Genomic DNA, 19,990 nt, shown 5'->3' with positions numbered 1-19,990 from the left:
GAAGAAGAGGCACTACGTCGGTGAGGGATGACGTGAGCGACAACTCTGTAGTACTCCGGTACGCGGACGGTGAATACACCTACCCGGTGGTCGAGAGCACCGTCGGTGACCAGGGCTTCGACATCTCGAAGCTGCGGGCCCAGACCGGGCTCGTCACCTTGGACAGTGGCTACGGCAACACCGCGGCCTACAAGTCCGCGATCACCTACCTCGACGGTGAGCAGGGCATCCTGCGCTACCGCGGTTACCCGATCGAGCAGCTGGCCGAGCGTTCGACCTTCATCGAGGTCGCGTACCTGCTGATCAACGGTGAGCTGCCGACCGTCGACCAGCTCGCGTCGTTCCGCAACGAGATCACCCAGCACACGCTGCTGCACGAGGACGTGAAGCGCTTCTACGACGGCTTCCCGCGTGACGCGCACCCGATGGCGATGCTGTCCTCCGTGGTCAGCGCGCTGTCGACGTTCTACCAGGACAGCCACAACCCGTTCGACGAGACGCAGCGCAACCTCTCGACGATCCGGCTGCTGGCCAAGCTCCCGACGATCGCCGCGTACGCGTACAAGAAGTCGGTCGGCCACCCGGTGGTCTACCCGCGCAACGACCTCGGCTACGTCGAGAACTTCCTGCGCATGACCTTCTCCGTGCCGGCCCAGGAGTACGACCTGGACCCGGTCGTGGTCGCGGCGCTCGACAAGCTGCTGATCCTGCACGCGGACCACGAGCAGAACTGCTCGACCTCCACCGTGCGCCTGGTCGGGTCCTCGCAGGCGAACATGTTCGCCTCGATCTCGGCCGGCATCTCCGCGCTGTGGGGCCCGCTGCACGGCGGCGCCAACCAGTCGGTGCTGGAGATGCTGGAAGGCATCAAGAACGACGGCGGCGACGTCGACGCCTTCATCCGCAAGGTGAAGAACAAGGAAGACGGCGTCCGCCTCATGGGCTTCGGGCACCGCGTCTACAAGAGCTTCGACCCTCGGGCGAAGATCATCAAGGCGGCGGCGCACGACGTCCTCTCCTCGCTCGGCAAGAGCGACGAGCTGCTCGACATCGCGCTCAAGCTGGAAGAGCACGCGCTGGCGGACGAGTACTTCGTCTCGCGCAACCTCTACCCGAACGTGGACTTCTACACCGGTCTGATCTACCGGGCCATGGGCTTCCCGACCGAGATGTTCACCGTGCTCTTCGCGCTCGGCCGCCTTCCCGGCTGGATCGCCCAGTGGCACGAGATGATCAAGGAGCCGGGTTCCCGCATCGGCCGCCCGCGCCAGATCTACACGGGCGAGGTCCTGCGCGACTTCGTGCCCGTCGAGTCCCGCTGAACCGAGGCTCGCTGACCGAGGCCCGCTGACCCGAGGCTCTCCACCGCGCGGCGTGCGGCTGCGCGGACAGCACCGCAGGCAACCCCCAGGCATAAGAAAAGCGCCCCGCCGTCGATCCCCCCACGGGTCGGCGGTCGGGGCGCTTTCCTTTTCCCCGAAACGGATTCCCCCCACGGGACCCGAGTCGGGGCGTCAGTGTGCCGGGACCCGTTCGGTTCGGGAGGGCCGCTCAAAGCCTCCCGCGGGCACGCGTCCCGGCCGGCTGATGCCACAGAAGTCCCCCAGGGCTTCCGTCGAACGTCCCCCAAGACGTTCTTGGCACCGCCCCATTAGACCCGTGACGACCCCGGATGGTTACGTTGTGGTCACTGTGATCTGCGTCTCCCGTGAAGGAACTGTGTGCGTGGTGGGGAGGGAGACCCATTAGCGGAAGGAACGCAACCGGAGGCTGTTGGTCACCACGAAGACCGAGGAGAAGGCCATCGCGGCCCCCGCGATCATCGGGTTGAGCAGCCCGGCGGCAGCCAGCGGAAGGGCCGCCACGTTGTAGCCGAAGGCCCAGAACAGGTTGCCCTTGATGGTGGCCAGGGTCCGGCGCGAGAGCCGGATCGCGTCCGCCGCCACCCGCAGGTCGCCCCGTACGAGGGTCAGGTCCCCGGCCTCGATGGCCGCGTCGGTGCCGGTGCCCATGGCCAGCCCCAGGTCCGCCTGGGCCAGCGCGGCCGCGTCGTTGACCCCGTCGCCGACCATGGCGACCGTACGCCCCTGCGCCTGCAGGCGGCGTACGACGTCCACCTTGTCCTGCGGGAGCACCTCGGCGATCACCTCGTCGATGCCCACCTCACGGGCCACCGTCTCGGCGACGGCCTTGTTGTCGCCGGTCAGCAGCACCGGGGTGAGGCCCAGCGCCCGCAGCCGGGCGACCGCCTCGGCGCTGGTCTCCTTGACCGCGTCGGCCACGGTCAGCACCCCGCGCGCCGCCCCGTCCCAGGCCACCAGCACGGCGGTGCTGCCCTCGGCCTCGGCGGCCGCCCTGGCCGCGGCGAGCCCGGCCGGCAGGGTGATCGAACGGTCGGCGAGCAGCTGTGCGCGGCCCACCAGCACGGCGTGTCCGTCTACGACGCCCTGGACGCCGAGGCCGGCGAGGTTCTCGAAGCCGTCAGGGACCGGCAGGGCGCCGGCCCTCTCGGCCGCGGCGGTGGCGACGGCCCGGGCGATCGGGTGCTCCGAGGCGTGCTCCAGGGACCCCGCCAGCCGCAGGAGTTCGTGCTCGTCGACGCCCTCGGCGGGGTGGACGCCGGTGAGGGTCATCCGGCCGGTGGTGACGGTGCCGGTCTTGTCCAGGACCACGGTGTCCACGCGGCGGGTGGACTCCAGCACCTCGGGTCCCTTGATCAGGATGCCGAGCTGCGCGCCCCGCCCGGTGCCGACCATCAGCGCGGTCGGGGTGGCCAGGCCCAGGGCGCACGGGCAGGCGATGATCAGGACGGCCACGGCGGCGGTGAAGGCGGCGGTGGGGTCGTCGGTGATCAGCAGCCAGCCGACCCAGGTGCCGATCGCGAGCAGCAGTACGACGGGCACGAAGACCCCGGAGATCCGGTCGGCGAGGCGCTGCACCTCGGCCTTGCCGGTCTGGGCCTCCTCCACCAGTCGGGCCACCCGGGCCAGCTGGGTGTCGGCGCCGACCCGGGTGGCCTCGACGACCAGCCGCCCGGAGGCGTTGACGGTGGCTCCGGTGACGGAGTCGCCGACGGACACCTCCACCGGGACGGACTCGCCGGTCAGCATGGAGGCGTCCACGGCGGAACTGCCCTCGACGACCGTGCCGTCGGTGGCGATCGTCTCGCCGGGGCGGACGACGAACCGGTCGCCGACCGCGAGCGAGTCCACCGGGACACGAACCTCCCGGCCCGCGCGCAGGACGGTGACGTCCTTGGCGCCGAGCTCCAGCAGGGCCTTGAGGGCCGCGCCCGCCTTCCGCTTGGAGCGGGCCTCCAGGTAGCGGCCGAGCAGGATGAAGGCGACGACGCCCGCCGCGACTTCCAGGTAGATGGCGGAGGACCCGTCCGCCCGGGCGATGCCGCCCCCCTGGACTGTGAAGAGGGCGAAGCCGTGCCGCATGCCGGGCATGCCCGCGTGGCCGAAGAACAGGGCCCACAGCGACCAGGTGAAGGCGGCCAGCGTGCCGACGGAGACCAGGGTGTCCATCGTGGCGGCGCCGTGCCGGGCGTTGGTCCAGGCGGCCTTGTGGAAGGGGAGGCCGCCCCAGACGACGACGGGGGCCGCGAGGGTCAGGGAGAGCCACTGCCAGTTGTCGAACTGGAGGGCGGGAACCATCGCGAGCAGTACGACGGGCAGGGCGAGCGCGGCGGAGACCAGCAGCCGCTGGCGCAGCGCGGCCAGCGCCGCGTCGGGAGCCTCGGCCCGAGCCTCGGCCGGGGCCGGCGCCCGGGCCGCGTCCTCCGCGGGGGCCGGGGCGGGCGGCGGGGGCTCCTCGGCGGTGTAGCCGGTCTTGACCACGGTCGCGATCAGGTCCGAGACCTGCACGTCACCGGTGTAGGAGACGTGGGCCTTCTCGGTGGCGTAGTTCACCGTGGCCTCGACGCCGTCCATCCGGTTGAGCTTCTTCTCGATGCGGGCCGCGCAGGAGGCGCAGGTCATCCCGCCGATCGAGAGTTCGACCGCCGTTATCGGTCCGTCGTGCACTGTGCTGCTCATGTTCCGGCTCCAGGGGGAGGGCCGGGCCGTACGGGTCCAGTATGAGCTGGCCGGCACGGCCCGGCGGGGTACCGCGGGTGCGGGGGTGGTGCGGGCCGCCGCGGGTGCTGCCGAGGGAGCGGGTGGCGCTCAGACCCGGCCGGCGAACTCGTAGCCCGCCTCGTCCACGGCGGCGCGGACGTCCTCGTCCGCGAGCGGGGCGGTGGAGACCACGGTGACCTCGCCGGTCGCGGCGACGGCCTTGACCGTGCTGACGCCCGCCAGGGCGGAGATCTCGTTGGTCACCGCGCCCTCGCAGTGGCCGCAGGTCATGCCGGTCACCCGGTAGACGGTGGTGGTCTGGGTGTCCGTCTCGGCGGTCATGTCGTTCTCCTCTTCAGGGGCGTGTCCGGTCACCGGGAGGGGTGGCCGACGACTCCACCGTCCTCCCGACTCTTCGAGACTATACCCCTGGGGGGTATAAAAGCGAGTGTCGGAGTCCAGTCTTTCGCTCGCGCGCACAAAACTGGCCATCCTGGCTGAAACTCGCGCAAGTGGCGGATGTGGATCACCCGGAAGCCTCGCGGTCGGCCCGTACGGGCGCGAGCCGCCCGTGCTGCGGGACGGCGGTCGCCTTGGGGGCGGTCAGCCGGAGTGGGGCGTGGTGATCATCGGCTCCAGGTAGCGGAGCAGGACGGTCTTCAGCTCCGCGATGTACGCCTCCCGCTCGGCGCCCTCGTGGGCCAGGATCAGGTCCAGCGAGGACTTGAAGATGCCCAGGATCATGTTCGAGGTGTGGGTGAGCTCGGCGGGCCCGGACTCCGGGCAGAAGGTGTGCAGCACGCCCTCGATCCGGGCGAGCAGGCCGGTGTGCAGCTTCCAGTGTTCCTGGTCGATGGCGCCCGGGATGCCGGAGCCGTGCATGAGGGCCCAGAAGGCCGGGTTCTCGCAGTTGAAGGCGATGACCGGGTCCAGGACGGCGTCCAGCAGCTCGGGTAGGGGCCGCTGGAGGTTCTCGGGCAGGAAGGCCTGCCCGTGCATCTCGTGGGCCTGCTGGAGCAGCTGTCCGCCGAGCTCGACCGCGATGGCCTCCTTGTTCGGGAAGAACTGGTAGAGCGTGCCCGGCGACACGCCGGCCTCGCGGGCGATGGCGTTGGTGCTGGCCGCGGCGTAGCCGGTACGGCAGAACACCCCGGCGGCGGCGGCCAGGAGCTGGGAGACCCTGCGCTCGCCCCGTGCCTGGCGGCGGCGCGGTGCAGCGGTTTCACCGTTTTCAGTTGTTTTGCCCTTCGGTGTCCCCGGCATTCCAATCCCTTGCTTCCCGTGGGCGATTGACAAACGCGAGTGGTCACTCGCATTCTGGAGAAACGCGAGCGACTGCTCGTATTTGCCAGTCTATTTGGCCTGGCAATCACGGTGAAGGGGACACCGAGCCATGTCCGAAGTCAAGAATCCGCCGTCGTCCGGGGAGAGCGGCAGGTGGACCCGGTTCGTCACGGCCCGGCCGCGGCTCTCGCTGCTGCTCGCCCTGGTGGTCACGGCCCTGGCCGTGTTCGCGGGCGGCGGCGCCGCCGAACGGATGGGCAGCGGCGGCTGGGAGGACCCGGGCGCCCAGTCCACGTACGCCGCCAAGGCCCTGGAGCGCGAGTTCCCGGCCTCCCAGCCCAATCTGCTGCTGCTCGTCGATGCCCGCCCGGGAACCGCCGGCGTGGACGATCCCGCCGTCGCGGCCGAGGCGGAGCGGCTGACCGCGCAGCTCGCCGCCGAGAAGGGAGTCGTCGGCGTCGGCTCGTACTGGCGCACGCAGCTGCCCGCCCTGCGCTCCGAGGACGGCCGGCAGGCCCTCATAGCCGCCCGGATCCTGGGCGACGAGAAGACCGCCACCGCGGTGCTGGACCGGATCGTCCCGCACTACCGGGGTGATCACGGCCCGGTGCGGGTCTCCTTCGGCGGGCCGGCCGCGGTCCAGCGCGAGGTGACCGCCACCATCCAGGAAGACCTGCTGCGCGCCGAGATGATCGCCCTGCCGGTCACCCTCGTCCTGCTCATCCTCGTCTTCGGCAGCGCCGTCGCCGCACTGCTGCCCCTCGGCGTCGGCATCGTGGCCATCCTCGGCACCAACGCGGTGCTGCGCGGCCTCACCGAGTTCACCGACGTCTCCGTCTTCGCCCAGAACCTGACCACCGCGCTCGGACTCGGGCTCGCCATCGACTACGCCCTGTTCATCGTCCGCCGGTTCCGCGAGGAACTCGCCGCCGGACGGGACCCGGTGGCCGCCGTCGGGGCCACCCTGCGCACCGCCGGGCGCACGGTGCTGTTCTCGGCGCTCACCGTCGCCGTCTCGCTCTCGGCGATGCTGTTCTTCCCGATGTACTTCCTGCGTTCCTTCGCCTACGCCGGGGTGGCGGTGGTCCTGCTCGCCGCGGGGGCCGCGCTGATCCTGCTTCCGGCGGCCCTGGTGCTGCTCGGCGAGCGGGTCAACTCCCTTGACCTGCGGCGGCTGTGGCGGCGCGCGCGGCCGGCCGAGGCCACGGCCGAACCGGGGCGGGGCTGGGCACGAGTGGCTCTTCTGGTGATGCGCCGGGCTCCCGTCTTCGCGGTGGCCACCACGGCGGGACTGCTGTTCCTCGGACTGCCCTTCCTCGGCGTGAAGTTCGGCACGGTGGACGACCGGCAGCTGCCGAAGACCGCGGAGTCGCATGTGGTCCAGCAGCAGATACGGGACGCCTTCCCGGGCAGCCCCGGCGGAACGCTCACCGTCCTCGCCGAGGACGCGGCCGGGCCCGCCGAGCTCGCCGCCTACCGGGAACGCCTGGCCCTTCTGCCCGGGGTGGTCCGGGTCGACGGGCCGGTGAGCTCCGCGGACCCGTCGCGGTACGCCTACTTCTCGCTCAGCACCGAGGGCGAGGCGGTGGGGCAGCAGGCCCAGGACCTGGTCGGCGAGGTGCGCACGGTGGAGGCGGACTTCCGGACCTCCGTGACCGGAGAGGCGGCGGTGCTCGTCGACGCGCAGAAGGCGATCGGCGAGAAGCTGCCCGTGTCGCTGGCCGTGGTGGTGCTCGCCACGCTGCTGCTGGTGTTCCTGCTCACCGGGAGCCTGCTCATACCGCTCCAGGCGGTCCTGCTCAACGCCCTGAGCCTGACGGCGATGTTCGGAGCGGTGGTGTGGGTCTTCCAGGAGGGCAACCTCTCCGGACTGCTCTCCTTCACCTCCACCGGCGACATCGAGACCACTCTGCCGGTCCTGATGTTCTGCATAGCCTTCGGACTCTCCATGGACTACGGGGTGTTCCTCATATCCCGGATCAAGGAGGAGTACGACCGGACCGGGGACCACGAGGGGGCCGTGCGCACCGGACTGGCCCGTACCGGCGGGCTGATCACCGCGGCGGCCGTGATCCTGGCCGTGGTGATGGTGGCGATCGGCACCTCGCGGGTGACCAACACCAAGATGCTGGGGCTCGGGATCGCGCTGGCGGTGCTGATGGACGCCATGGTCGTGCGCAGCCTCCTCGTCCCGGCGGTCATGAAGCTGACCGGGAAGGCCACCTGGTGGGCACCGGGCCCGCTGCGCAGGCTGCACGAGAGGTTCGGGCTGAGCGAGGGGGAGTCCGTGGCGCCGGTGGCGGAGCGGAAGCCGGAGCCGAGGCCGGAGCCGGAGCCGGAGAAGGTGGCCGCCGGGACGGCCTAGTACTGCAACCGCATGTGGCGTGACGGTCGGTGAGGTTGCTCGTTGTTGTGACTGTGTGATGAATCGCTGACGGTTGAGCAGATCGAGTCGTGGTCCGAGGGTGTAGCGGGGTTGCATGCCCGGTTCGGGCATCGTTTTGGCAGGTCGGAGCCACGTGATCGGGCTCTGGACTACATGACGGGCCTGCTTGCGCCGCTAGAGAAGAAGAACGGGTGGACGCTGGCCGAGCAGGTCGGCCAGCTCCGCCCGGACGGTGTGCAACGCCTGCTCAACCACTCCGAATGGGACGAGAACGCGGTCCGCGACGATGTCCGGGACTTCGTCGTGGAGACCATCGGCGCCAAGGATGGCGTGCTCATCGGGGACGACACCGGGTTCCTGAAGAAGGGCACCAGGTCAGCAGGGGTCCAGCGGCAGTATTCCGGCACCGCTGGCCGCACCGAGAACTGCCAGATCGGCACCTTCCTCGCCTACGCATCCGCCAAAGGGCGGGCGCTGATCGACCGGGAACTCTACGTCCCGAAGTCCTGGACGGACGACCGCGACCGCTGCCGGGCAGCCGGGATCGACGACACCGTGCCGTTCGCCACGAAGATCGAGCACCTCAAGTGGATGCTGCAACGCGCCATCGACGCGGCTGTTCCCTTCGCCTGGGTGACCGCGGACGAGGCATACGGGCAGGTCAAGCACTTCCGCGCCTGGCTGGAAGAACGCCAGGCCGCGTATGTGCTGGCCACCAAGGTCAACGACACCGTGATCACCGCCGACGGCCGGGACGCCCGCGTCGACGAGCTGATCGCGGCCCTGCCGAAGCAGGCATGGAAGCGGATCTCCGCCGGAGCAGGCGCCCACGGCCAGCGGATCTACCACTGGGCCCGCGTCGCGATCCGGCCCGCCTGGGAGGGCGGATTCGGGCACTGGGTGCTCGCCCGCCGCAACCTGTCCGACCCCACCGACATCGCCTACTACGTCTGCTATGGCCCCGTCACTTCCCGGCTGAAAGACCTGGTCAGGACCGCCGGAGCCAGGTGGGCGGTGGAGGAATGCTTCCAGACCGCGAAGGGTGAATGCGGGCTCGATCACTACCAGGTGCGGCTCTACCGGGCCTGGTACCGGCACATCACCCTGGCCATGGCCGTCCTGGCCTACCTCACGGCCATCCGTGCCGCAGAAGCCGCAAAAGGGGCAGCGGAGATGACGAGCAAGACCTCATACCCCTCAGCGTCCCGGAGATCCGCCGGATGATCGGGCACGTCGTCGTCACGCCCCGCTGCCACAGCAACGAGCACCGTCTGCACTGGTCACGCTTCCGGCGCCGCAGCCAGGCCCGAGCCCGCCGCTGCCATTACCAACGCCGAGGCCACGACCCACACATGCGGTTGCAGTACTAGCCGGGAGCCGCCGGAGCCGGTCGGGAGGGCCGGGGTGCGGGCGGGGCCGGGGTGGCCCCGCCCGCACCGGGGGCGTGTCAGTCCTCGCGGCGCCCCCGGTTGCCGGGCCGGCGGGCCACCCAGGCCCGGACGGTCTCGGCGTACCAGTACGGCTTGGCCCCCTCCACGTGGTCGGGCGGGGGGAGCAGGCCGTGCTTGCGGTAGGAGCGCACGGTGTCCGGCTGGACCCGGATGTGGGCAGCGATTTCCTTGTACGACCACAGCTGTCGGTCGCTCATGCGGGACACCTCCTGGTCCACGCGGCAGGGTCGGCCGGGAGGCCGTCGGGGGAGCCGGCGCATGGACGCTGACGATCACTCGGTTGTGCCCGGGGAACGACGCGGAGTGACGACAGGGGAGGGGCTGTCGAACGCCTGTGACGGAAAACCCGCGTAGTGCGGATATGCGTGACACAAGGGGGACCCCTGTGACAGATGCGGCACAGGGGTCGGTTGCGGGGCAGGGAGGGATCAGCGGTACAGGGCCGGTCGCTCCGCCAGCTCCACGAGGGTGCGTACGCCGCTGCGCGCGGCCGCGAGGCCCGCCTCCGAGACGGCGGCCGCCGCATAGCCGTCCCACGCGTCCGGACCCGCCACCCGGCCGCGCGCGGCCGCGGCCACCCAGCGCCGCAGCTGCCGGTCGTAGGCGTCGGCGAAGCGCACCGTGAAGTCCTGGACGATCTCGCCGCCCCACCGGCCCGCCGACTGGACCACCATCGCGTGGCCGTCGCCGATCCGGGCGCTGCCCGCCTCGCCGACCGCCTCGCACTGCACCTGGTAGCCGAAGCCGCAGTTGACGAAGATCTCCACGTCGACGACGGCTCCGCCGGAGGTCTCCAGCAGCACCAGCCGGGGATCCTGCAGCCCCTCGGGGGCGGCCGCCGTGGGCCGGGGGGAGAGCACGGTCACGGCGGTGATCTCCTGCCCCAGCAGCCAGCGCGCCGCGTCCACCTCGTGCACCACCGAATCGCTGATCAGCATGTCGCTGGTGAAGAAGGACGGCGAGGAGGCGTTGCGGTGCCGGCAGTGCAGGAAGAGGGGGCGTCCGATCCCGCCCGCGTCCAACAGGTCCTTCAGCCGCTCGTACTCCGCGTCGAACCGCCGCATGAAGCCCACCTGGACCAGGCGCCGGCCCAGCCGCAGTTCGGCTTCCATGACGCGCAACGCCCCTGCCGGGTCCGGGGTCAGCGGCTTCTCGCAGAGCACCGGCAGCTCCCGTTCCAGGGCGTGCAGGATCGCTTCCTCATGGGCCGGCCCCGGGGAGGCGATCAGTACGGCCTCCACCCCCGGTGCGGCTATCGCGGCCGCCGGATCGGTGTGCGCACTCGCGCCGTCCAGGGCGCCCGCGACCTCCTTGACCCGGTCCCCGTCCGGGTCGGCCACGGCCACCACCCGGGCCCCGCCCACGGTCCGCCCGATCCGGCGCACGTGGTCGGCGCCCATCTTCCCGGTGCCGATGACGGCGATACCGAGCGTGCTGGTCATGTCGTGTTCCCTCCGGGTGGTCAGCGGGCGCCGCAGGAGCGCAGGTAGGAGCGGGTGCGCCGGGCGATCGGCAGCGGCCGGTCGGGCGGACAGGGGTACATGTCCTGCTCCACGATCGCGAACAGGTCCACGCCCAGCCGCTGGGCCGCCGCCAGTACGGGTTCCAGCGCGGGCACCCCCGACGGCGGTTCGCACATCACCCCGCGGCCCACGGCCGGCCCGAAGGGCAGTTCCTCCGCGAGGACTTCGGCGAGGATCCGTGGGTCGACCTGCTTGAGGTGGAGGTAGCCGATCCGCTCGGCGAAGGTTTCGATCGCCCGGACGCTGTCGCCGCCGCAGTACGCGTAGTGCCCGGTGTCCAGACAGAGCGAGACGAGGCCGGGATCGGTCGCGTCCAGGAAGCGGGCCACGTTCTCGGGGGTGTCGATGTGGGTGTCGGCGTGCGGGTGGACGACGATCCGCAGACCGTACCGGTCCTGGACCTCCCGGCCCAGCCGCTCGGTCTGGGAGGTCAGTTCACGCCATTGGTCCGGGGTGAGGACGCGGTCCTCGAGCACCTCCCCGGTCTTGTCGTCCCGCCAGAAGGAGGGGATGACGACGAGATGGGCCGCGCCCATGGCCTGGGTGAGCGCTGCGATCCGCGACACGTGCTCCCAGGTGTCCTCCCACACGGCGGGCCCGTGATGGAGTCCGGTGAAGACGGTTCCGGCCGAGACCCGCAGCCCGCGCTTGGCCGTTTCCTCGGCGAGTCGGGCGGGATCGGTGGGCAGATAGCCGTAGGGGCCGAGCTCGATCCACTCGTACCCCGCGTCGGCGACCTCGTCGAGGAAACGTTCCCAAGGGGTCTGCCGGGGGTCGTCGGGAAACCAGACACCCCAGGAGTCCGGAGCCGAACCGATGCGGATACGGGTCAACGCGGGCGGGGAGGACGTCATAGCGGCCACCTTAGGCGGGAGACGAGGCAGACGAGTGGGAGGACTGACTGTGACCGGCACCGGCGATCCGTTCGCGTTCGACCTGATCACGATGGGCCGGATCGGGGTGGATCTCTACCCGTTGACGACCGGCGTACCACTGGCCGAGGCGGAGACCTTCGGGAAGTTCCTGGGCGGCTCCCCGGCCAACGTGGCCGTCGCGGCCGCCCGGCTGGGACGGCGGGTGGCGGTGATCACCCGTACCGGCGCGGACCCCTTCGGCGGGTACCTGCGCTCCGAGCTGCGGGGGTTCGGGGTGGACGACCGGTGGGCGACCGAGGTCGCGGGCCTGCCCACGCCGATCACCTTCTGCGAGATCTTCCCGCCGGACCGGTTCCCGCTGTACTTCTACCGGCTGCCGAAGGCCCCGGACCTGGAGATCGCCCCGGATGAGGTGGACCTGGAGGCGGTACGGGCGGCCCGCGTGTTCTGGATGACGGGCACGGGCCTGAGCGAGGAGCCCTCGCGGGCGGCGACGCTGGCGGCGCTGGAGGCCAGGGCCCGGACGGGGACGACGGTGTTCGACCTGGACTGGCGGCCGATGCTGTGGCGCGAGAAACCCGGGCCGTACTACGAGCGGGCGCTGGCGTGGGCGACGGTGGCCGTCGGGAACGCCGAGGAGTGCGAGATCGCCACGGGCGAGTCCGATCCGTACGCGGCGGCGCGGGCGCTGCTCGCCGCCGGGGTGGAACTGGCGGTGGTCAAACGGGGCCCGGAAGGCGTGCTGGCGGTCCACCGCGACGGGACGGTGGCGGAGATCCCTCCGGTGGTCGTCGACGTGGTCAACGGGCTGGGTGCCGGGGACGCGTTCGGCGGGGCGCTGTGCCATGGGCTGTTGGCGGGGTGGGAGCTGGAGCGGGTCATCCGTTTCGCGAACGCGGCGGGGGCGATCGTCGCCTCGCGGCTGGTGTGCTCGTCGGCCATGCCGTACCCGCACGAGGTGGAGGAGGTGCTGGGGCGTGCCGGTGGTGTCTGAGTGGGGGATGTCCTGGACGAGGCTGGTCGTCCTCGACCTGGCGCCGGGGGAGGTGTACGCGCATGAGTGCGGGGAATCGGAGTGGATCGTGCTCCCGCTCGCGGGCGCGTGCGAGGTCCGCTCCTGGGGCTCCGCCCCGGACCCCGCGCCTCAATCGCCGGCGAGGCTTCACGACCGGGGCTCCGCCCCGCACCCCGGGCCCCAAGCGTCGGATGAGCGACAAGATCGGGGCTCCGCCCCCGCAGCGGAGCCGCAGGTCTTCGAACTACAGGGGCGGCGCGGGGTGTTCGACGGGGTCAGTGACTTCGTTTACCTACCGCGCGACAGCCGCGCCGACATCACCTCGGCAGAGGGAGGGCGGTTCGCGCTCGCGGGGGCCCGGTGCGACAACCGGCTCCCCGCACGGTACAGCCGGGCCGCAGACGTACCCGTCGAGCTGCGCGGCGCGGGTCAGTGCTCGCGGCAGGTCAACAACTTCGCCGCCGCCGGGGCATTCCCCGCCGACCGGCTGATCGCCGTCGAGGTGCTGACCCCCGGCGGGAACTGGTCCTCGTACCCGCCCCACAAGCACGACGAGCACCACCCCGGCGAGGAGTCCCGCCTGGAGGAGATCTACTACTTCGAGATCGCCCCGCACGGGGACACCCCCGGGCTCGGCTACCAGCGGGTCTCGCCCTCCCCCGCCGGGAAGACCGACATCCTCACCGAGGTGAGGACCGGGGACGCCGTACTGATCCCCGACGGCTGGCACGGGCCGTCCATCGCCGCCCCCGGGCACGACATGTACTACCTGAACGTGATGGCCGGGCCGGGCGAGACCCGGGAGTGGCTGATCCGGGACCACCCCGACCACGGCTGGATCCGCGGCAGCTGGGACGGCCAGGACATCGACCCCCGGCTCCCCTTCCCCTCCGAGGAGGCACCCCGGTGAGGCTCACCGTCGCCCAGGCGCTCGTACGCTTCCTGGCCCGCCAGTACACCGAGCGCGACGGCCGCAGGCAGCGCCTGATCGCCGCCACCTGGGGCATCTTCGGGCACGGGAACGTCGCCGGCATCGGGCAGGCCCTGCTGGAGGCAGGCCCGGACGCCATGCCCTTCCTCCAGGGGCGCAACGAGCAGGCCATGGTGCACGCGGCCGTCGGGTACGCCCGCCAGCGCGGCCGGCTCTCCGCGCACGCCGTCACCACCTCCATCGGGCCCGGTGCCACCAACCTCGTCACCGGCGCCGCCCTCGCCACGATCAACCGGATCCCGGTGCTCCTGCTCCCCGGGGACGTCTTCGCGACCCGGCCCGCCGATCCGGTGCTCCAGCAGCTGGAGGTCCCGTACGCCGGGGACCTCTCCGTCAACGACGCGCTGCGGCCCGTCTCCCGCCACTTCGACCGGATCACCCGCCCCGAGGCCCTGATCCCGGCCGCCCTGCAGGCCGTACGGGTGCTCACCGACCCCGTCCAGACCGGCGCGGTCACCCTGGCGCTGCCGCAGGACGTGCAGGCGGAGGCCCACGACTGGCCCGAGGAGTTCTTCGCCGAGCGCGTGTGGGGCGTACGGCGGCCACGGCCCGACCGCGCCGAGCTCGCCGCGGCCGCCGAGGCCGTACGGGGCTCCGCGCGCCCCCTGATCGTCGCCGGCGGCGGGATCCGGCACAGCGAGGCCCAGGCGGCCCTGGCCGCGTTCGCCGACGCCACCGGGATCCCGGTCGCCGTCACGCAGGCCGGCAAGGGCGTGCTCCCGTACGACCACCGCGCCGAGGTGGGCGGGATCGGCCACACCGGGACGGCCACCGCCGACGAGCTGGCCCGGGAGGCCGATCTGGTCATCGCCGCGGGGACCCGGCTGACCGATTTCACCACCGCCTCCGCGACCCTGTTCCAGAATCCGGCCGTCCGGTTCATCGGCCTCAACCTGGACCCGTACGACGCCCACAAGCTCGCCGCCCGGCCGCTGGTCGCCGACGCGCGCGAGGGGCTCGACGAGCTCCGGGAGGCGGTCGCCGGGTACCGGGTGGATCCCGCCTACGAGACGGCGTACGCAGAGCGCAAGAGCGCCTGGGAGCGCCGCGTCGACCACGCGTACGCCGTCTGCGCCCCAGACGAGGACCTCCCGCCCACCCAGGCCCAGGTGCTCGGGCTGCTCGACCGGCTGGTCGACGGGACCGACGTCCTGATCAACGCGGCCGGATCGCTCCCCGGCGACCTGCACAAGCTGTGGCGGGCCCGGTCGGCGGACCAGTACCACCTGGAGTACGGGTACTCCTGCATGGGCTACGAGATCCCGGCCGCCATCGGGGTGGCACTGGCCGCACCCGGCCGGCCCGTGTGGGCGCTGGTCGGCGACGGGACGTACCTGATGAATCCGACCGAGATCGTCACGGCCGTCCAGGAGGGCGTCCCGATCAAGGTGGTCATCCTCGACAACCACGGCTACGCCTCCATCGGCGGCCTGTCGGGGGCGGTGGGCGGCGAGGGCTTCGGCACCGGATACCGCTTCCGGGTGGCCGACGCCTCCTACACGGGGGACCCCCTTCCGGTAGACCTCGCCGCCAACGCGGCCTCCCTCGGGATGGCCGTGATCCGCGCCCGCACCGTACGTGACCTGCGCGAAGCCCTCGCCGAGGCCCGCTCGGCGACGCGCCCCACATGTGTCTACACACAGACCCGAACGCCCGACACTGTGTCGGGCCCACCCCCGGCACAGGCGTGGTGGGATGTTCCTGTGGCCGAGACCGCGACCCGCAAGGCGGCGGCCCAGGCCCGTGAAGAGTACGACCGGCAAGCCGCGCAGCGACGTCGCCATCTGTGAAGGAGCAAGGCAATGAAGACCGTCAACCACTGGATCGGTGGCAAGACCGTCGAGGGCGCGTCGGGCAACTACGGCCCGGTCACCGACCCGGCCACCGGCGAGGTCACCACGCAGGTCGCGCTCGCCTCGGCCGAAGAGGTCGACGCGGCGGTACAGGTGGCGAAGGAGGCCTTCCAGACCTGGGGCCAGTCCTCGCTGGCCGCCCGCACCAAGGTGCTGTTCGCCTACCGCGCCCTGCTGGACGCCAACCGCGACGCCATCGCCGAGCTGATCACCGCCGAGCACGGCAAGGTCCACTCGGACGCGTTGGGCGAGGTCGCGCGCGGCCTGGAGATCGTCGAGCTGGCCTGCGGGATCACCACCCAGCTCAAGGGCGAGCTCTCCACGTCGGTCTCCAGCCGCGTGGACGTCTCCTCCATCCGCCAGCCGCTGGGCGTGGTCGCGGGCATCACCCCGTTCAACTTCCCGGCGATGGTCCCGATGTGGATGTTCCCGCTGGCCGTGGCCTGCGGAAACACCTTCATCCTCAAGCCGAGCGAGAAGGACCCCTCCGCCGCCAACAAGCTCGCCGAGCTGATGAGCGAGGCGGGTCTGCCGACGGGCGTGCTGAACGTCGTGCACGGTGACAAGGTGGCCGTGGACGCGCTCCTGGCGCACCCCGACATCTCGGCCGTCTCCTTCGTCGGCTCGACCCCGATCGCCCGCCACATCCACACCACCGCCTCCGCCAACGGCAAGCGCGTCCAGGCGCTCGGCGGCGCCAAGAACCACATGCTGGTGCTCCCGGACGCCGACCTGGACGCGGCCGCCGACGCGGCGGTCTCCGCCGCCTACGGCTCGGCCGGTGAGCGCTGCATGGCGATCTCCGCCGTCGTGGCCGTCGGCTCCATCGCCGACACCCTCGTCGACAAGATCCGCGAGCGCGCCGAGAAGATCAAGATCGGCCCCGGCAACGACCCGACCTCCGAGATGGGCCCGCTCATCACGGCCGCCCACCGCGACAAGGTCGCCTCGTACGTCAAGGGCGCGGCCGCCCAGGGCGCCGACGTGGTCCTGGACGGCACCGGCTACACCGTCGAGGGCAACGAGAACGGCCACTGGATCGGCCTCTCCCTGCTCGACAACGTGAACACCGACTCCGACGCCTACCGCGACGAGATCTTCGGTCCGGTGCTGTGCGTGCTGCGCACGGAGACCTACGAGGAGGGCGTGGACCTCATCAACGCCTCGCCGTTCGGCAACGGCACCGCGATCTTCACCCGCGACGGCGGCGCCGCCCGCCGCTTCCAGCTGGAGATCCAGGCGGGCATGGTCGGCGTCAACGTCCCGATCCCGGTGCCGGTGGGCTACCACTCCTTCGGTGGCTGGAAGGACTCGCTCTTCGGCGACCACCACATCTACGGCAACGACGGCATCCACTTCTACACGCGCGGCAAGGTCGTCACGACCCGCTGGCCGGACCCCTCGGACGCGCCGGCCGGCGTGGACCTGGGCTTCCCCCGCAACCACTGACCCCTGCCCGCTCCGCGGTTCCGACTCGCCCCGACGCAGCCCCCGGCCAGCCCACCGGCCGGGGGTTCTGCCGTCCCCGGCCTGCTGCCTGCTCGAGTGGGCCCGTCCAGCCGGCGAGCTGCCGCTGTTCTGAGCCTCGATCAGGGCCGTGAACTGGGCAGTTGTTTGGTGAATTGGCCGGTTGTAGTCTCTTTGGCGAAACGGCGGTCGAATGGAAGCGCCCGGGTCTGATCGACCCGAGCGCGGAAGACAAAGCCGCCGTGCCGGGTCCACTTTCGGGCCCGATGACCTCACGAAGGGTGAGGTGCCCGAGAAGGCTTGATCGGTCGGGTTCGCTGACGACCTCAACGAAACGCTCCCCCCGGAGCGGCACAGCAAGCGGGCGCTGTGTGCAGGGCAGACAACCGTCTGTCTTCGTTGAGGTTGGGACGTTCCACCGAGCGAGTCCCCTCTTTCGAAGACGGCGGCCGTGGACCGTCTCAAGGAGGGACGACATGCAGGCCGACGAAGGCTCTCGGGTTCCCGAGCCGCACTGTCATGCCGCGCAGATCATCAACATCAACGTCGGGGACAACTCGCCGGTGACGCTGACGACAGCCAACCCGCAGGCCGGCGGCGCGGCTCGGAACGAGGCGGGTCCTCCCTCCCGTGCGTGGTCGTGGACGAGCACGCGCTACTGGACCATGGTGGGGTCGGTGGCAGGAGTCGTGGGCGTGATCTTCGGCGTCATCGAGATGCGGTAGCCGAAGAAGGCGTCGTCCTCCGGATCCCGGGTGACGTCAGAGCAGCGACCAGACGTCCGTCGCCGCGTTCGTGCTCCAGACGGCGTCGCCGTGGCCGTAGCCCGGGACCACCGTGAAGGCGACGCGGTCGTTGCCGGACGCGCGGATCAGTTCCGCGCCGCGGGGGTGGTCGCCGCGGCCCAGCTCGGTGTTGACCCAGACGACCTCGGCGGCGATGCGGTCCCAGGCGATCCGGTACGTGGCGTCGTCGCCCGCCCAGACCGCGGCGAGATCCCGCAGCAGGGCCGTCGGCAGGAGGCCGCTGCCGAGGGCGGCGGTCGCCGCGTGCCAGGTGGCCAGCGGGGTGCGGGTCAGCGTGCAGCGGTCCTCGGCGGGGCTGGCGCCGAAGGCGTAGGTCCCGGCGCTGTGGCCCTGGGCGTAGATCCAGTTCGCCGGTCCCGGGAGGGCGGCCGTGCGGATCAGTGCGAAGTGGGCGAGCCCGGCGTGGGTGAAGCGCCGGGTCGGGTCCGGCGGCCAGGGCGCCGGGGAGACGCCGTCCGGATCGGCCACCGCCTTGGCGATCACGGCCGTGAGTCCCGGATCGACGACGTGGACGCCCTGCGCGAGCTGGGTGGCGTACGCGTCGCGTGTATCGGCCGCCCGCAGCGCCGGATCGCCCGTGTACGGCCCGGTCGTGTCCAGAGCCACGACCCGGCGCAGCCGCGGCGAGGTGTCGTGCGAGGCCGCGTCCAGGGCGAGGGCGGCTCCTGCGGAGTGCCCGGCGTACTGGTAGGGCAGCCGCAGTACGGAGTCCAGCGCGCCCACCACCCGGGCCAGGTCCCGGCGGTGTGCCGCGAGCCCCCACTCGGCGGTGATGTCCGCGGCGGCCGCGGCGTCCTCGCGCGGGGTGACCCCGACGACGAGCAGGCCGCGGCGGCGCAGTTCGTGGGCGAGGTTGTGGTCGTCCGGGCCGCCCGGGGTGAAGAAGTCGGCCGCGAAGTTCAGCCCGCCGCCGGGCAGCAGGTACGCGATCCCCCGCGGCGCCCGTGTCGTGTCCGCGATCACGTCGACCGTGACGGGGGCCGGGCCGCCGTCGTCGAGCGGGAGGGTGAGCCGGATCCAGCCGTCGCCCGGAAGGTAGACGGCGGTGCCGGTGCCCAGCGCGCGCTCGATGCGGGTCAGCAGACCCGTGCCCTTGGCCGCGTCGCCGTGCTGTCGTTCCATCGAAGGTGCCTCCCCGCCCAGGGTGATGGCCGAATACCGTCACCCGAGGACACCTTCGCCGGTCAGAGCGCCTGAGCCAAGTCCGGGGCGGGTTCCACCTGTTCGTGTTCCGCGCGGCGCCGGCGGCGCAGCACCCACAGGGTGACCCCGGCGCCCGCCAGCACCAGGAACAGGCCCACGGCCGGCCAGGGGACGGCGATGAAGTCGGTCTCGGACCGCGAGACCAGATCGGGGTGGGCGGTCGCTCCCGCCGTGATCCTGACGGTCACCCAGTCGGACTGGGGGGCGTCCGGCCAGGGCTCGGTCAGCTCGATCCGCTGGCCCGGCAGCAGGGTCAGCTTCAGCTCGCGGGCCGGCCGGTCCAGCACGTCGCGCCCGAAGAGGCCCTCGGCGGAGACCGTCACCTTGGGCTCGACGACCATGTTGCCCCGGTTGACCAGCGTGTACGAGACCGTGGCGCGGGCGTCCTTGACCCAGGGCAGCAGCGGCGCCGACCGGCTGATCCGCACGTCCTCCACGCTCAGCCCCGGAGTCAGCGGCCCCGGCACCCGGAAGTACAGCCGGGCGCCCACCGAGCGCTTCACCCCGACCTGGACCTTGCCCTCCTGCTGCACGCCCTCCACGGCGGTGTTCAGGGCGACGATCCCGCCGACGTGGTCACCGGGCGTCGCGTCCGCCGGGACCTTCACGGTGAACGGGATGTCCTTGCGGCCCTTGGCCGGCACGGTGACGGTGCCCGCGGTCTCCGGCGGCAGCGCGATCCACGCGCCGACGTCCTTGGGCCTCGTCTCCACCGGCAGCAGCGCGAAGGCGCCGCCCGCCGGGGTGTTCACCGCGTCGGTGGCGAAGATCTGGAACGTCAGGTCCTTGTCGGAGGAGTTCAGGATCGTCACGCTGTCGGCCAGGGCGGTTCCGGCCGCGCCCTGGTGGAAGAAGTACGCCCGGTCGGTCATCGCCGCACCGGCCGCGGGCGTGGGGAAGACCCCCCAGGTGCCGTTGTCCGCGGCCCTCGCCGCGGTGGCCGGGAGCAGGCCCGTGCCCAGGAGCAGCAGGCCGAGGAGCAGCCCGTGCAGAGAGGTGCGGGTGCGGCTACGCGTACTGCTGCGGGTGCGCATGGGCGGTCTCCAGTCGGCGCCGGAAGGGGAAAGGGGTGGTG

General features: G+C 71.7%; 16 protein-coding genes. 8 read left to right on the top strand and 8 right to left on the bottom strand.

The features are described from left to right. Positions 1-32: 32 nt before the first annotated feature. Positions 33-1,322 (top strand): citrate synthase, encoded by a 1,290-nt coding sequence (locus OG332_RS15900; RefSeq protein WP_327414102.1) that lies wholly within the window; start codon positions 33-35, stop codon positions 1,320-1,322. 423 nt (positions 1,323-1,745) lie between these two features. Here the strand turns inward: OG332_RS15900 and OG332_RS15895 are convergent, their stop codons facing one another. The 3 genes from OG332_RS15895 to OG332_RS15885 form a co-directional block, all read right to left on the bottom strand. Next, a complete protein-coding gene (locus OG332_RS15895; RefSeq protein ID WP_327414101.1) occupies positions 1,746-4,040 on the bottom strand; it encodes a heavy metal translocating P-type ATPase in 2,295 nt (764 codons plus the stop codon). Between the two features lie 129 nt (positions 4,041-4,169). After that, on the bottom strand, positions 4,170-4,403 hold the full coding sequence (locus OG332_RS15890; protein WP_327414100.1) for a heavy-metal-associated domain-containing protein: 234 nt from the start codon (positions 4,401-4,403) through the stop codon (positions 4,170-4,172). Positions 4,404-4,664: 261 nt separating this feature from the next. Further along, positions 4,665-5,324, bottom strand: a complete 660-nt coding sequence (locus OG332_RS15885; RefSeq protein WP_327414099.1) for a TetR/AcrR family transcriptional regulator — start codon at positions 5,322-5,324, stop codon at positions 4,665-4,667. A 130-nt stretch (positions 5,325-5,454) separates the two neighbouring features. Here OG332_RS15885 and OG332_RS15880 point away from each other — a divergent pair, with 130 nt between their 5' ends. Continuing rightward, complete coding sequence (locus OG332_RS15880; RefSeq protein WP_327414098.1) at positions 5,455-7,710, top strand: MMPL family transporter; 2,256 nt, start codon at positions 5,455-5,457, stop codon at positions 7,708-7,710. Between the two features lie 81 nt (positions 7,711-7,791). After that, the gene (locus tag OG332_RS15875; RefSeq protein WP_327419062.1) at positions 7,792-8,955 is read left to right on the top strand and encodes an IS701 family transposase; all 1,164 of its coding nucleotides are present in this window, start codon (positions 7,792-7,794) and stop codon (positions 8,953-8,955) included. Positions 8,956-9,178: 223 nt separating this feature from the next. Here OG332_RS15875 and OG332_RS15870 read toward each other — a convergent pair whose 3' ends face one another. From OG332_RS15870 to OG332_RS15860, 3 genes are all read right to left on the bottom strand, one after another. Further along, a complete protein-coding gene (locus OG332_RS15870; protein WP_327414097.1) occupies positions 9,179-9,379 on the bottom strand; it encodes a helix-turn-helix transcriptional regulator in 201 nt (66 codons plus the stop codon). Positions 9,380-9,610: 231 nt separating this feature from the next. After that, positions 9,611-10,624 carry a Gfo/Idh/MocA family protein gene (locus tag OG332_RS15865; RefSeq protein WP_327414096.1) on the bottom strand — a complete coding sequence of 338 codons (1,014 nt, stop codon included), beginning with the start codon at positions 10,622-10,624 and terminating at the stop codon, positions 9,611-9,613. A 20-nt stretch (positions 10,625-10,644) separates the two neighbouring features. Next, the gene (locus OG332_RS15860) at positions 10,645-11,559 is read right to left on the bottom strand and encodes a sugar phosphate isomerase/epimerase family protein (RefSeq protein WP_327414095.1); all 915 of its coding nucleotides are present in this window, start codon (positions 11,557-11,559) and stop codon (positions 10,645-10,647) included. A gap of 49 nt (positions 11,560-11,608) precedes the next feature. On the opposite strand from OG332_RS15860, the gene iolC reads away from it, so the two are divergent. From iolC to OG332_RS15835, 5 genes are all read left to right on the top strand, one after another. After that, positions 11,609-12,574: a 5-dehydro-2-deoxygluconokinase gene (gene iolC / locus OG332_RS15855; RefSeq protein ID WP_327414094.1), complete on the top strand. Its 966-nt coding sequence runs from the start codon at positions 11,609-11,611 to the stop codon at positions 12,572-12,574. 7 nt (positions 12,575-12,581) lie between these two features. Continuing rightward, positions 12,582-13,505 (top strand): 5-deoxy-glucuronate isomerase, encoded by a 924-nt coding sequence (iolB, locus tag OG332_RS15850; RefSeq protein ID WP_327419240.1) that lies wholly within the window; start codon positions 12,582-12,584, stop codon positions 13,503-13,505. Then, the gene (iolD, locus tag OG332_RS15845; protein WP_327414093.1) at positions 13,502-15,376 is read left to right on the top strand and encodes a 3D-(3,5/4)-trihydroxycyclohexane-1,2-dione acylhydrolase (decyclizing); all 1,875 of its coding nucleotides are present in this window, start codon (positions 13,502-13,504) and stop codon (positions 15,374-15,376) included. Before iolB ends, iolD begins: the two co-directional genes overlap by 4 nt. 12 nt (positions 15,377-15,388) lie before the next feature. Beyond that, positions 15,389-16,888 (top strand): CoA-acylating methylmalonate-semialdehyde dehydrogenase, encoded by a 1,500-nt coding sequence (locus OG332_RS15840; protein WP_327414092.1) that lies wholly within the window; start codon positions 15,389-15,391, stop codon positions 16,886-16,888. A 494-nt stretch (positions 16,889-17,382) separates the two neighbouring features. Continuing rightward, on the top strand, positions 17,383-17,631 hold the full coding sequence (locus OG332_RS15835; RefSeq protein WP_327414091.1) for a hypothetical protein: 249 nt from the start codon (positions 17,383-17,385) through the stop codon (positions 17,629-17,631). 36 nt (positions 17,632-17,667) lie between these two features. On the opposite strand, the gene OG332_RS15830 is transcribed toward OG332_RS15835, so the two are convergent. Next, positions 17,668-18,834, bottom strand: coding sequence for a hypothetical protein (locus OG332_RS15830; RefSeq protein WP_327414090.1), 1,167 nt, complete (start codon positions 18,832-18,834; stop codon positions 17,668-17,670). A 62-nt stretch (positions 18,835-18,896) separates the two neighbouring features. Then, positions 18,897-19,949 carry a WxL protein peptidoglycan domain-containing protein gene (locus OG332_RS15825; RefSeq protein ID WP_327414089.1) on the bottom strand — a complete coding sequence of 351 codons (1,053 nt, stop codon included), beginning with the start codon at positions 19,947-19,949 and terminating at the stop codon, positions 18,897-18,899. Between the last annotated feature and the right edge of the window lie 41 nt (positions 19,950-19,990).

This window comes from Streptomyces sp. NBC_01233 (assembly GCF_035989305.1).
Classification (GTDB): domain Bacteria; phylum Actinomycetota; class Actinomycetes; order Streptomycetales; family Streptomycetaceae; genus Streptomyces.
This window is presented reverse-complemented; position numbering and strand designations above follow the sequence as displayed.

Bases quoted from the DNA above. Each gene is read 5' to 3' on its own strand.
- OG332_RS15860 (WP_327414095.1), bottom strand. From the start codon at position 11,559: ATGACGTCCTCCCCGCCCGCGTTGACCCGTATCCGCATCGGTTCGGCT.
- OG332_RS15825 (WP_327414089.1), bottom strand. From the start codon at position 19,949: ATGCGCACCCGCAGCAGTACGCGTAGCCGCACCCGCACCTCTCTGCAC.
- OG332_RS15830 (WP_327414090.1), bottom strand. From the start codon at position 18,834: ATGGAACGACAGCACGGCGACGCGGCCAAGGGCACGGGTCTGCTGACC.
- iolB (WP_327419240.1), top strand. From the start codon at position 12,582: ATGTCCTGGACGAGGCTGGTCGTCCTCGACCTGGCGCCGGGGGAGGTG.
- OG332_RS15895 (WP_327414101.1), bottom strand. From the start codon at position 4,040: ATGAGCAGCACAGTGCACGACGGACCGATAACGGCGGTCGAACTCTCG.
- OG332_RS15885 (WP_327414099.1), bottom strand. From the start codon at position 5,324: ATGCCGGGGACACCGAAGGGCAAAACAACTGAAAACGGTGAAACCGCT.
- OG332_RS15870 (WP_327414097.1), bottom strand. From the start codon at position 9,379: ATGAGCGACCGACAGCTGTGGTCGTACAAGGAAATCGCTGCCCACATC.
- OG332_RS15880 (WP_327414098.1), top strand. From the start codon at position 5,455: ATGTCCGAAGTCAAGAATCCGCCGTCGTCCGGGGAGAGCGGCAGGTGG.
- OG332_RS15865 (WP_327414096.1), bottom strand. From the start codon at position 10,624: ATGACCAGCACGCTCGGTATCGCCGTCATCGGCACCGGGAAGATGGGC.
- OG332_RS15840 (WP_327414092.1), top strand. From the start codon at position 15,389: ATGAAGACCGTCAACCACTGGATCGGTGGCAAGACCGTCGAGGGCGCG.
- OG332_RS15890 (WP_327414100.1), bottom strand. From the start codon at position 4,403: ATGACCGCCGAGACGGACACCCAGACCACCACCGTCTACCGGGTGACC.
- OG332_RS15835 (WP_327414091.1), top strand. From the start codon at position 17,383: ATGCAGGCCGACGAAGGCTCTCGGGTTCCCGAGCCGCACTGTCATGCC.